The organism is Gemmatimonadota bacterium (genome assembly GCA_009841265.1).
GTDB lineage: Bacteria > JAAXHH01 > JAAXHH01 > JAAXHH01 > JAAXHH01 > JAAXHH01.
Genome location: VXMB01000001.1, coordinates 144,112 through 157,062 on the forward strand (window position 1 = coordinate 144,112; position 12,951 = coordinate 157,062).

Genomic DNA, 12,951 nt, shown 5'->3' on the forward strand with positions numbered 1-12,951 from the left:
TTTCGCGAAGGAGAAACACCTTGACGCAAGGGCCTGGCATGGCTATCGTTCAAACATCTCAAACGCTACTTCCGCTCGCCCAAACGCACGCCCAAAACCCCATCCCGCCCATGCCCCGATCCAAAGGAACGCTGACCCCCGCCATGGCGCAATACGCCAGGATGAAGGATCAGCACAAGGATGCGATTCTCTTCTTCCGCATGGGGGATTTCTACGAGACCTTCGACGACGACGCCAAGCTGGTCTCCCGCGTCCTGGGCATCACGCTGACCGCCCGCAATTCCGGTACCGGCGGCGCGGAGAAGACGCCGTTGGCCGGCGTGCCCTACCACGCGGTAGAAAAGTACATCGCCGAACTCGTGGGATCGGGTTACAAGGTGGCCGTCTGCGAACAGGTCGAAGACCCGAAGAAGGCCCGCGGCGTGGTCAAGCGGGACGTAGTGGAGGTCGTCACGCCGGGGACGACCATGCTGGCGCAGACCCTCGATCCCGTCGAGAACAACTACATGGTCGCCCTCGCCTTCGACGGGGACGCCTACGGCCTGGCCTTTCTGGACCTGTCCACGGGCGAGTTCCGGACCGCGGAACTAAGCGAGGACGACCTGCTCAGCGAGTTGAGCCGCCTCGACCCCGCCGAGGCGATCGTGTCCTACGACCGGGCAGAGCAGGCCGAGGCGCTCCTCAAACCTCGTTTCCCCGACATCGCCATCAGCCGGCTCGAGGAGTGGGCTTTCGTCTACGACCAGGCGCATCAGTCCCTGCTCGATCATTTCGAGGTACTGACGCTCAAGGGTTTCGGATGTGATGAAATGACCGCCGGTGTCTGCGCGGCGGGCGGCATGCTGGTCTACCTGCGGGAGACCCAGAAGAACCGCCTGGCCCACCTGAAGACGATGGCGCGCCATGATGTCGCCGACGCGATGCTGATGGATTCGGCGACGCAGCGCAACCTGGAGCTGATCACCTCGCTGCGGGACGGCGGCCGCGAGGGGACGCTCCTTTCCGTGATGGACCGTACGTACACGCCCATGGGCGCCCGTTACATGCGCCAGGCCATCACCCGGCCGCTGGTATCCGTAGAGGCCGTCCTGGCCCGCCAGGAAGCGGTGGGCGAACTCCACGGGGAACACGGGGCACGGGACGAATTCGCCGGCCTGCTCAAGTCGATGGGGGACATGGAACGGCTGGCCGCCCGCGTCGGGTCGGAGCGCGCCAATGCCCGCGACCTGATCGCGCTGAAGGCCGCCCTGCACGTGATCCCGGTCATCAAGGAGAAGCTCGCTGACCTGAAGGCCGGGTTGTCCGCGGGTCTCCGGGACGGGCTGCAGGAGCTCAGGCCCCTGGCGGAGAAACTCGAGCGGGCCCTGGTGGACGATCCGCCCCTCTCGCTGACGGAGGGCGGGCTCATCCGCGCGGGATACAACGAGGAGCTCGACGACCTGCGCGTGATCAGTTCGGGTGGAAAGCGCTGGATCGCCGAACTGCAGCAGAAGGAACGCGAGCGCACCGGGATCCAGTCCCTCAAGGTGGATTACAACCGCGTCTTCGGCTACTATATCGAGGTCACGAAACCGAACCTGCACCGGCTGGAAGGCGAGTACATCCGCAAGCAGACCATGCGCAACGCGGAGCGGTTCATCACGCCGGAACTGAAAGAGTACGAAGAGAAGATCCTGGGCGCCGAGGAGAAGATCGGCGAACTGGAATACACGCTTTTCCTCGAACTGCGGGAGGAAGTGGCCGCGAGCCTGGGCGAGATCCAGGGCAACGCCCGGGCGATCGCGCAGCTGGACTTCCTGACCGCACTGGCGGAACTGGCCGTCCGGAACGACTACGTGGCCCCGGAAATCGTGGACGGTCCGGTCCTGGAAATCGACGACGGCCGCCACCCGGTGGTGGAACAACTGCTGCAGGGCGAGGCCTTCGTGCCCAACGACACGCAGCTCGACAACCGGACGAAACAGATCGCCCTGATCACGGGGCCGAACATGGCGGGCAAGAGCACCTATCTCCGCCAGGTGGGCCTCATCGTCCTCATGGCCCAGATCGGTTCCTTCGTCCCGGCGCGCTCCGCGAAGATCGGCATCGTGGACCGCATCTTCACCCGCGTGGGCGCCTCCGACAACCTGGCCCGGGGCGAGAGCACCTTCCTCGTCGAGATGAACGAGACCGCGAACATCCTCAACAACGCGACGCCGAAAAGCCTCGTCCTCCTCGACGAGATCGGCCGGGGCACGAGCACCTTCGACGGCCTGAGCATCGCCTGGGCGGTCACGGAATTTCTCCACAACACGCCGGAACGGGCGGCCAAGACCCTCTTCGCCACACACTATCACGAGCTGATCGAACTGGCGTCGAGCCTCGACCGCATCGCCAACTACAACGTGGCCATCCGGGAACAGGAAGACCAGATCGTTTTCCTGCGGAAAGTGATGCCCGGAGGAAGCGACCGGAGCTACGGGATCCAGGTGGCGCGCATGGCCGGTCTGCCGCGCAGCGTGGTCGAACGGGCCCGGGTCATCCTGGCCGACCTGGAGGGCGAGGATCTGTCTGCGGACGGTGTGGACGGATCGGGCGGGCCGAGCGGTGTGGAAGGACTGGCTGGACCGGACGGTGCGGACGGATCGGACGGCGCGGTTGTTGCGGGCGGTGTGGGCGTGGCGGGCCCACCGCGCCACGGTCGGCCGAAGGTCGAAGGCGCCGAATACCAGCTCAGCCTGTTCATGCCGACGGACCATCCGGTCGTCGAGGATATCAAGGAACTCGACCTGGACCTCATGACGCCGGTCGAAGCCATGAACGCCCTGTACCGGCTTCAGCAGAAAGCGGCTGGTCCCGATCCCGACGGGGAGTAGCCTTGTCCATCATCTCTTCCGCCATGCTCGTCAATCCCGACGGCGATATCCTCGTCAACCTGCGCGACGACGATCCCCGGATCATCTTCCCGAACCGGTGGAGCCTCATCGGAGGTCACGTGGAGGAGGGCGAAAGTCCCGAAGAAGGCCTGGTGCGGGAGGTGGAGGAGGAGATCGGCTACCGGCTGGACGACTACCATCCCCTGGCGACCTTCTTCGACGGCGCGGACGTGCGGCACCTCTTTCTCGTCCCGATCGACGTCTCCATCGACGACCTGGTCCTGGGCGAAGGACAGGCCATCCGGTACATGGACCCCGCACGGGCGCTGGCCGAACTGGATCTGTGCGTCACCGGCCGACGGTGCATAGAGGTCTACCTGCGCCACCTCGAGTTCCAGGACTACATCCGCGGGCGGGGCTGAGTGATTGCCGCGCGGTCCTATGCGCGCCCTGATGCCCGGTCCTCCGCCGGCACCTTATGAGCCTTCCTCCCTACGCCTTCCGCAAACCCCATGACCTGACCATGTAGTAGATGACCGGGATGACCACGAGGGTCAGCACCGTGGACGTTACCATGCCGCCGACCATGGGCGCGGCGATGCGCTGCATGACCTCCGAACCCGTGCCCGTGCCCCACATGATGGGCATCAGGCCGGCGATGGTGGCGGCCACCGTCATCATCTTGGGCCGCACGCGTTCAACCGCCCCGTGCATGACCACCTCGTAGAGATCCTGCCGGGTGTTGAGCGCGTCGCGGCTGACACGGTCCCGGTAGGCCTGCTTGAGATAGAGCAGCATGACGACCCCCGTCTCCGCCGCCACGCCGGCCAGGGCGATGAAGCCGACCCCCACCGCGATGCTGAAGTCGTAGTCCAGCAGGTACATCAGCCACACGCCCCCGACCAGCGCGAAGGGCAGCGACAGCATGACGATCAGGCTGTCCACGACGTTCCGGAAGTTCATGTAGAGGAGCAGTAGAATGATGGCCAGGGTGACCGGAACGACGATCTGCAGGCGCCGCTGCGCTCGTTCCAGGTACTCGTACTGCCCGCTCCAGACCATGCTGTACCCCACGGGCAGCGAGACCCGCTCCGCGATGAGCCGGCGGGCGGATTCGACGTAGGCGCCGATGTCCGTATTCGTGAGATCCACGTACACCCAGGCCGTGGGCCGGGCGTTCTCCGACTTGATGCCGGACGGTCCCTTGCGGATCCGGATGTCGGCCACCTGGCTGATGGGGATCTGCGCCCCCGAGGGCGTGGGGATCAGGACGCGCCTCAAGTCCGAGACCTCGTCGCGCAGTTCCCGGGCGTAACGGACGTTCACCGGGTAGCGCGCCAGACCCTCCACCGTGTAAGTCACGTCCACCCCGCCCACCGCCGACATGATGATGTCCTGCACGTCGCCCACGGTCATCCCGTAGCGGGCCGCCTCGACGCGGTCGATCTCGAAGTCGAGGTAGTTGCCGCCCAGGGTCTTCTCGGGGAAGGCGCTGAGTGTGCCGGGCAGTTCCTGCAGTTCGACGGCGACCTGCTGGGCCAGGTCCGACAACACGGCCAGGTCGTCTCCCATGATCTTGATGCCGACCGGGGTCCGGATCCCGGTGGACAGCATGTCGATCCGGGTGCGGATGGGCATGGTCCACGCGTTGGTCAGCCCCGGGAACTGGATGGCGTCGTTGAGCACCTCCACGAGCCCCTCGCGGGTCATGCCCGGCCGCCATTCCTCCTCGGGCCTGAGCATGATGGTGGTCTCGATCATGGACAGCGGCGCGGGATCGGTAGCCGTGTCCGCCCTTCCCACTTTTCCGAAGACCCGGTCCACTTCCGGAAAGGAACTGATGATCCGGTCGGTTTGCTGCAGGAGTTGGCGGGCCTTGGTGATCGAAATGCCCGGGTCCGTGGTGGGCATGTAGAGCAGGTCGCCTTCGTAGAGGGGCGGCATGAACTCGGAGCCGATCCGCTGCAGGGGATACCACGTGGCCGAAAGGGCGACGACCGCGACCCCGACCGTCAGCCACCTTACACGGATTGCCGCCCGGATCACGGGCCGGTAAAGGAAGACGAGCAGCCGGTTCAAGGGGTTCCTGCGCTCCGGCAGCAGGCGGCCGCGCACCAGGTATCCCGTTACGACCGGCACGAAGGTGATGGCCAGCAGGGCGGCCGCGGCCATCGTGTAGGTCTTGGTAAAGGCCAGCGGCTTGAAGAGCCGGCCCTCCTGGGCCTGCAGAGCGAAGATCGGCGCGAAGGAGAGCGTGATGATCAGCAGAGAGTAGAATAGGGACGGCCCCACTTCCTTCGCGGCGTCGAGCACGATCTGCCAGTGGTCCTTCTTCCCGCGGTCCCGCTCCATGTGCTTGTGCGTGTTCTCGATCATGACGATGGCGGCGTCTACCAGCGTGCCGATGGCGATGGCGATCCCGCCGAGGGACATGATGTTGGCGTTGATCCCCTGCCAGGACATGACGAGGAAAGCGGCGAGCACGCTGATCGGCAGGGTAAGGATGACCACCAGGGCCGAGCGGAAGTGGATCAGGAAGATGATGCAGACCAGGGCGACGATGAGGCTTTCAACCAGCAGCTTGTCGCTCAGATTGTCGATAGCCCGTTCGATCAGGCTCGACCGGTCATAGGCCGTGATGATCTCCACGCCCTCCGGCAGGCCCGACTTGAGCGACTCCAGCTTCTCCTCGACGTTCCGGATGACCTCCATGGCGTTTTCGCCGAACCGCATGACGATGATGCCGCCGACGATCTCGCCCTCGCCGTCCCATTCCGCCAGTCCACGCCGCAGCTCAGGTCCCGTCGTGACCCGGGCGACCTGGTGAAGGAAGACCGGCGTCCCGAATCCGTCGACGCCCAGGGCCACGTTCTCCAGGTCCTCTACGGACTGGATATAACCCAGCCCACGGACCATGTACTCGGACTCCGCCATCTCCACGACCCGGCCGCCCACGTCGTTGTTGCTCCGCTGGATCGCTGTCTTGATCCGGTTGAGCGGTATGTCGTAGATCAGCAGCTTGTTGGGGTCGACCTCCACCTGGTACTGCTTGACGAACCCGCCGATGCTGGCGACCTCGGACACCCCGTTGACCGAGGTGAGTTCGTACCGGAGGAACCAGTCCTGGATGCTTCGCAGTTCCGCCAGGTTGTGCCGGTCGCTCCGGAGCACGTACTGGTAGACCCAGCCCACGCCCGTGGCGTCGGGCCCGAGCGCGGGGTTCACGCCCGGCGGCAGGCGGTCGGTCACGTAGCTCAGGTACTCCAGCACGCGGCTGCGGGCCCAGTAGAGGTCCGTGCCGTCCTCGAAGATGATGTAGACGAAGCTGAGCCCGAAGAAACTGTAGCCGCGGACCGTCTCCGCGTAGGGCACCGCGAGCATGGCCGTGGTCAGGGGATAGGTCACCTGGTCCTCCACCACCTCGGGCGCCTGGCCGGGATACTCGGTCAGGACGATCACCTGCACGTCCGAGAGGTCCGGGATGGCGTCGAGCGGGATCTCCACCAGGGCCACGGTCCCGCCCGCGATCAGCAGCAACGTGACCAGGATCACCAGGAACCGGTTCCTGACGGAGTATTCGATAATGCGTTGCAACATGATGGATTCCTTTAAATTCCGGTCGGGCAGAAAGTTCCAGACGGTATGGGCAGGCCGGTCGACCCGGCCGCCCCGGTCAATGCATCATCCGGTGGTCGAGCATCTTCTGGATCGCCTCCTGGAGCCGGCTTTCCGAATCGATCAGGAACTGGGCCGACGTCACGACCTGCTCGCCCACGCGGACGCCGTTCGTGGCCTGCACGTAGCCGCCCTCCCCTTCCATGCCGAGGGTCACCTCGCGCGGTTCGAACCTGCCGCCTTCGAGGGCTATGAAGACCACGTTGCGCTCCCCGCTGTGAATGACCGCGCTGCCCGGGATCACGAGCACGGGCCGCACGCTGCGGGTAGACAGGCGGATATTGGCGTACATCTGGGGTTTCAGTGCGAGATCCCGGTTGGGGAAGACCAGCCGGATCTTGATGTCCCGCGACGCGCGGTCCAGGTAGGGATAGATGTAATCGATCGTGCCGCGATAGACCTTCCCCGGATTGTAGGGCAGTTCCATTTCGGCCGCCAGCCCCGGACTCAGCCACGGAGCATCCGCGTCGTACACGTGGGCGAAGGCCCAGATGGTGGACAGGTCGGCCATGCGGTACATGTCCATGCCGGGCGTGACTCGCATGCCCAGTTCGGCCATCCGCTCTACGATGATGCCTTTCGAAGGCGCATGGATGGTCATCGTCCTGGCGATCGTGCCCCGTACCTCAAGTTCCCGGATCTGCACCTCGGTCACGTCCCAGTAGAGCAGACGGCGCTTCGAGGCGTCCAGCAGCGACTCCGCGCCGCGCGTTATGTTTTCAAACGTGCTGTTTTCCAGGTTTTTCACGTTCTGGAATGCCAGCAGGTATTCTTCCTGCGCCGCTACGAGTTCCGGCGAGTAGATGTCCAGCATCGGATCGCCCTCGGCGACCTGCTGGCCGGTCTCGTTTACGTACAGCTTCTCGATCCACCCCGCGTACTTGACGTTGATCCGGGAGAACATCTCCTCGTTGTAGTCCAGGTGGCCGACCGTTCGTATGGACCGGGTCAGCCGCCGTTCCTGGACGGTCGCGGTCTGGACGCCGATGTTTTGTATGGTGACTGGGTCAATCACGATAGCGCCGCCGCTGGATGTACTGGCAGATTCGTCCGTGGACCCCGCGGACATTTCACCATCCTCATGCTCGTGTTCCATTTCGGACTCGCGCCCCGCGTCGGCAGCCGACGCCTCCGCTTCGGCCGTACGCTTCAACGGCGTCAGGTTCATCCCGCAGATCGGACACTGACCGGGCTCCTCTGCGATCACGTTCGGGTGCATGCCGCACGTCCAGAGCTGGACCTGCGCCGTTTCGCCGCCCTCGGACGTGCCCGACGACTCGGGGTCGCCGCAACCGGCGAGCATCGCGGCCGGCGCGACGGCCACTGCGGCGGCCAGCCACAGGAAGATCAGTAACCGAGACACCCTGCGGCGTATTTGTTTGACGTATCCCATGATGGTCCTCCTGTGGCTACGGGAGCAATCCTCCGGCGGCCCGTTCCAGGTGGCTGAGGTACTTTCGATAGTTTGCCGTCTCCGCCACGTACCCCAGCCGGGTACGCAGCACCATGCGCTCCGCGTCGAGCAGGTCGAGAAAGTCCATCTGCCCCGTCTGGTAGGCGGCCAGCGTCGCCAGCACGCTGCTTTCCGCCTGGACGATCAGGCCCTGCTCGTAGACGTCGAGGGCCCGCCCGGAATGGCTGAGCCGTCCGTAGGCCCCCGCGACCTCCGCCGCGACGGCATCCAGGATGCGCTGCCTGGCATGTCGGCTTTCTTCCACCCGCGCCATGGCCTCCTGCACTTCGGCCCGGGTGCGACTCCGAAACACGGGCAGATTCACGCTCAGCATGACGCCGAATGCGTCTTTCCCCGCGTCCGAAGCCGGATGGTCCCCGATTTTCGGCACGGTGATATAGGAACCCTGCACCATGAAATCCGGGCGGTTGGCGAGGCGGGCGAGGCGAACGCCCAGTTCGTTTCGCCGGATCCGGGCGTCGACCGCATCCAGCTCCTGACGGACGGCCAGCGCCCGTTCGACCACCATGGATTCGGGCTGCGCGTATCTCGTGGTGTCAATGGACGCCACCGGATCGACCGGCGTATCAGACGGGCGGCTCAGCACGCCGTTGAGCCGGGCAACGAGGGCGCTGCGCTCGCCTTCCAGCGTAATGCGCTTCTGCAGGATCTCCGACGTTTCCACGTGAGACTTGAGCACGTCGGCCTGCGAACCGCTCCCGGTGGCGTATTTTTCCTCCGCGGCGGCAGTGAAGGTCTCCAGCAATACCAGGTAGTCCTCGAGGATGCGCAGGGACCGGTCGACCCGGTACAGATCGTAGTAGACGGACTTCACTTCGTAGGCGATATCGCGGGCGATGGACTGGATGCCGGCCTTTTCGACCGCCGTTTCTTCCCCGGTCATGTCGCCGCGCAGGCTCAGCTTGCCCGGATAGGGGATCGTCTGACCGAAGGCCAGTACGTTCCGCTGTGGCCCGACGCGCGTTTCCGGCGAAGACAGCCACCGCGTGTACGATAATGCCGGGTCCGGGTAGGATGCTACCTGCGGCCGGCGGTGCTCCGCCGCGACCCTGCGCTGACGGGCCGCCTGCAGGACTGGGCTTCGGTCCAGGGCCTCGGCGACCAGCGCCTCGAGCCGCGGCGTCTGCGCCCGGGCCGGCTGAACGGTGGACGCCAGGGCGAAAGACACTGCGAGAATCACGATCAGAACGCCCGCATATCGTGGGAATACGGACATGGGCTTCTTCCTCGGTTGAAATGTATGGTTGCCAGTGATTACGGCCGGGCGAGCGGATAGGGCGGTCCCCGGTTGCGGATAGGACGGTCCCCGGTTGCGGATAGGACGGTCCCTGAAGGGCTACCGCGCCGCACTCCGGACCGGACGCGCCGAAATGAGACGGGGACGTACCGGTAGCCGGACAGAAACGTATCTGAATGTCCAGGTACACGATACCGGTAACCCGTCGCGGATTACGCGTCGTGGGTTACGCTCACGGCCTGTTGTTACGCTATGGAGTAAGGGGTATTAAATGAGGTAGGTGCAGAAGAGTGCGCGCAATGGGGGTGGAGACCGGCTGGTTTCCATATCGGAAGACCATTGCGTGGCAAGAACCACCGGTTCAACCACCTGGAATCCCCGAAGCGGCGTGGTCAGGTCCAACTGATCAGGTTGAAAGGGAACGGATGCGGGCAGCGCGTCCGTCCCGGCTTGCCGGTATGGGGCCGGCTCGACGCTGCAGCAGGACATGGCCGGCATCCCCGCGGCGCATGTTTCCGGCGTATGGGCCGTCGCGCAGGAGTCCGGTGCCGGCGCCGTCGCACAACAGGCGTGGGCGCCGCCGGTCGGAGACGCGCCGGGAGTCGGGGCCATTGCCGTGATGCACGTGCCGACCGCGGCAGTGACCGCCAGGGACGGCGACGACATCGCGAGGGCAAGCATGAGGACGGTGAATCGCCTGGTCAGCCTGTTCATGAACGGATGCTCCGGGGAATCAACGGCGATCAATACATAGAATCTACGCACATCCGGGTGAAATCGCAAACGAAAACCAGACCATCGGGCGGAGTGCGGAACCGGGCCGGCCTCCACCTCGGCGTGGTTTTCTTAATCGGAGCCCCTCTTTTTTCCCCTGACGCGCTGGCGCCTGACGAGCTTGACCACTTCCTTCACCGTGATGCTCGTCTCGACCGTCGGTATATCCAACGGTGATACGGGAGACAGCTCGGGGATGACGGCGTATCTCCGACCATCCTTCCTGCGAATGATGACCTTGCCAGTCGATTCCGCTTCGTCGAGCAAACTCGACAGATGCTGCCTCGCTTCGGAATAGGTATATACATCCATGGCGCAGTCAACCCCCCTCATCTTCCAAACGCACCACGTAAATGCCGAGCGACTCCGCGGCGCGGCCCAACGATCGGTCCAGGGTCAGCAGCGGCGCATTGTACCTGATGGCGGTCTCCAGCAGAAACGCGTCGGCCGCCACCCCCTTTATTCGAGACGCGATCGACAGCACCTGCGCCATGTCCACGTCCACGTAACGCAGGGGTATGTTATCCAGGATCTCCATCCCTCTTCGAGCTTCCACGACGTCTATACCTTTCTGCCGAATCATGACGGACAGGGCCTGGCAGACTTCCCACCGGACGAATCCCGGCGCGATGAGGACATGGCCCGAAGCCGCTTCGGAAAGGGCGTCCCGTTCAGGACCCCGCATGACGGATGCGATAATCGCCGATGTATCGATGACCATATTCATGCGGAAACCCCCTTTTATGCATTGTACAATTGTACATAAGCGTGTCAACAAAAACCGCGAATGACCCGTTTTCCCTGCCTATGGGGTTTACCGCCAGGGGTCGTTACGCGTTGTCCGGCCTCAAAGACGCGGGACGCCGCTTAAAGGGGGTTTCACGTGGTCATTTCGTGGTTATTCGCACAATTATCCTTCTTTAGAGCCAATTGTTCACACACCGGTCACACTTTTTCCGTTATACTCGGGTAGAATGGGCGGTTTTGGACCGACGCACTTCCAGAGCCTGAGTCATCGTCACCTTATAGACATTGGACCACCGGCCGTATATACGCACGTTAATCACGTATTCGGGGAAGGCGCTCATGAACGGTGCAATGGGAGAAGGTGTCAGAGGAGAGTTGACGGACCGGTTTGTCTGTGCGATACAAATTCTGAGTCGATTGATGCACATTGAACGTCTTGGCGAGCTGAAGAAACTCGGATTGAATGCGCACCAGGCAAATACACTGATGATGTTGTACCACCACGGCCCCACGCGGATGGGTGCCCTGGCGAATCACCTGGGCAGCAAGCTGCCGCATATGTCGATCATCGTAGATCACCTGGTTGGCAAGGGTTACCTGCAACGAAGTTCGGATCCGAGCGATCGCAGAGTGGTGATCTGCGAGTTTACCGACGACGGCAGGAAGGCTACGCAGCGGATCATAAACCATGCGAGGATTCGCGCGAAAAAGGTGGCCGAAAGGTGGGATTTCAAGCAATTCGAGTCCGTGGTCGAGTCGCTGGAATCGTTATGGAACACCGACGAGGAAAGGTCTGTCGGCATCGTTTCGGATCAAAAGAAAGACAGGCTGTTCAACAAGATGTAATGCCGGACCTGCATCCGGCGTCCCGCTGGCCGGATTGAATCGGTCCAGCCCGAACGGGTCGGGACGCCGATCAACGCCGGGACGTCAACCTCTCTCCCGGTGGCCCGACCTGGTCGAGGTGCCAGTTCCGTGCCGGAGCGCCAGCCTCGCGCCGTGACACCAACCTCACCAGAGGCGCCGTACTCTTCTATCCCGTAATCAACGCATACGCTCTGATCCGGTGATCGCCGCCTGACGCGCTCCGGTGGTCGCCGATTTCTTCCCCACCAAGGTCGCCGCCCATCCACACCTGGTGATCGACGGACCTTGATCTCTTTAAGGCGATCACCGCCAAAGAATCCCAGTAATCGTCGCTTTTTCACCTGGTAATCGCCGTTCTACCCTTCCACCGGTGATCGTCGCTTCCATCCGCTGTCATGTGCCCCTTCGGTCCGTATCCGGCCGCCCCTGAGCGGACCGCCCAAGACCGGACGGCATCACCGTGACCTGCTAAAACCCAGTGAAATCGCTCCAACATGCCGGATCGCGGCAACACACACCAAAGGACACGGGAAATAACTTAGCCGAGTTAAAGTTTGATTTGACAAATGTTAATTTGCTGGATAGTTTCTTATCAGTTTTGTTGGATTGTATGATTTTTCTCCGGGCATTCCCCGCCCCGGAGCTTTCGATTTGAATTTATGCAGGAACGGCCCGTAAGCATTGAAGGAAGTACCACAGCCGCCTTCCAGTCAGGATCGACCGTTCCCGGGGTTTTTGCTTAAGAAACGGAATCTTTCGATCTCGCAGAAAAGTTGCCTTACGAACCGCTCGCTCTACCCATGGTGACCGATTTGAACAACGAACGCACGCAGGATATCTCAGACCGCTACCTGAATTCCGTGGAAGAAATCAACCGGATCATGTACAGCGGCCGATTACATGAATGGCAGGGGATGGACCTCTCGATTTCCCAGTTCAATACCCTGGTCATGCTGAAGCAGATGGGTTCCATGCGGATGGGAATGATCTCCTACTATCTGAAGAACACGCTGGCCGCAACGACATCGATCGTGGACCGCCTGGAGAAAAAAGGCCTGGTGGTCCGGACCAAGGATCCCGACGACCGAAGAGTGGTCATCTGCGAACTGACGGAAGAGGGTCAGAAAGCCACGGAGCGGTTCTGGCGTGTCGCCAGGGAGGCGGCACTGAGGGTAGCCGGAAAGTGGGACCAGGAGCAGTTGGAATCCGTGGTCAAGGCGTTGGAACTGATCCTGCGGACCCATAAGGAGATCGTTCAGTCCGGCGTTTCGTCCAGGGCCAACGAGTAGTACCAGCCTGCCTTATTACCTTACGCGAACGAC

Annotated in this window: 10 protein-coding genes; 4 read left to right on the plus strand and 6 right to left on the minus strand. The window is 62.9% G+C overall.

Annotated elements, in window-relative coordinates:
* Positions 1 to 110 precede the first annotated feature (110 nt).
* Both mutS and F4X08_00555 read left to right on the plus strand, forming a co-directional pair.
* A complete protein-coding gene (gene mutS / locus F4X08_00550) occupies positions 111 to 2,855 on the plus strand; it encodes a DNA mismatch repair protein MutS (GenBank protein ID MYD24289.1) in 2,745 nt (914 codons plus the stop codon).
* 2 nt (positions 2,856 to 2,857) lie between these two features.
* Positions 2,858 to 3,277, plus strand: a complete 420-nt coding sequence (locus tag F4X08_00555; protein MYD24290.1) for an NUDIX domain-containing protein — start codon at positions 2,858 to 2,860, stop codon at positions 3,275 to 3,277.
* Positions 3,278 to 3,347: 70 nt separating this feature from the next.
* Here the strand turns inward: F4X08_00555 and F4X08_00560 are convergent, their stop codons facing one another.
* From F4X08_00560 to F4X08_00585, 6 genes are all read right to left on the minus strand, one after another.
* Positions 3,348 to 6,452, minus strand: a complete 3,105-nt coding sequence (locus F4X08_00560) for an efflux RND transporter permease subunit (GenBank protein ID MYD24291.1) — start codon at positions 6,450 to 6,452, stop codon at positions 3,348 to 3,350.
* Positions 6,453 to 6,528: 76 nt separating this feature from the next.
* A complete protein-coding gene (locus F4X08_00565; protein ID MYD24292.1) occupies positions 6,529 to 7,923 on the minus strand; it encodes an efflux RND transporter periplasmic adaptor subunit in 1,395 nt (464 codons plus the stop codon).
* A gap of 16 nt (positions 7,924 to 7,939) precedes the next feature.
* Positions 7,940 to 9,220, minus strand: a complete 1,281-nt coding sequence (locus tag F4X08_00570; protein ID MYD24293.1) for a TolC family protein — start codon at positions 9,218 to 9,220, stop codon at positions 7,940 to 7,942.
* A gap of 288 nt (positions 9,221 to 9,508) precedes the next feature.
* Entirely contained in the window at positions 9,509 to 9,955 is a 447-nt protein-coding gene (locus F4X08_00575; protein ID MYD24294.1) for a hypothetical protein, read from the minus strand.
* Positions 9,956 to 10,087: 132 nt separating this feature from the next.
* Positions 10,088 to 10,327 carry a type II toxin-antitoxin system Phd/YefM family antitoxin gene (locus F4X08_00580; protein MYD24295.1) on the minus strand — a complete coding sequence of 80 codons (240 nt, stop codon included), beginning with the start codon at positions 10,325 to 10,327 and terminating at the stop codon, positions 10,088 to 10,090.
* Positions 10,328 to 10,334: 7 nt separating this feature from the next.
* Positions 10,335 to 10,742 carry a type II toxin-antitoxin system VapC family toxin gene (locus F4X08_00585; GenBank protein ID MYD24296.1) on the minus strand — a complete coding sequence of 136 codons (408 nt, stop codon included), beginning with the start codon at positions 10,740 to 10,742 and terminating at the stop codon, positions 10,335 to 10,337.
* Positions 10,743 to 11,101: 359 nt separating this feature from the next.
* On the opposite strand from F4X08_00585, the gene F4X08_00590 reads away from it, so the two are divergent.
* On the plus strand, positions 11,102 to 11,608 hold the full coding sequence (locus tag F4X08_00590) for a MarR family transcriptional regulator (GenBank protein MYD24297.1): 507 nt from the start codon (positions 11,102 to 11,104) through the stop codon (positions 11,606 to 11,608).
* Positions 11,609 to 12,429: 821 nt separating this feature from the next.
* Positions 12,430 to 12,918 (plus strand): MarR family transcriptional regulator, encoded by a 489-nt coding sequence (locus F4X08_00595; protein ID MYD24298.1) that lies wholly within the window; start codon positions 12,430 to 12,432, stop codon positions 12,916 to 12,918.
* Positions 12,919 to 12,951 lie beyond the last annotated feature (33 nt).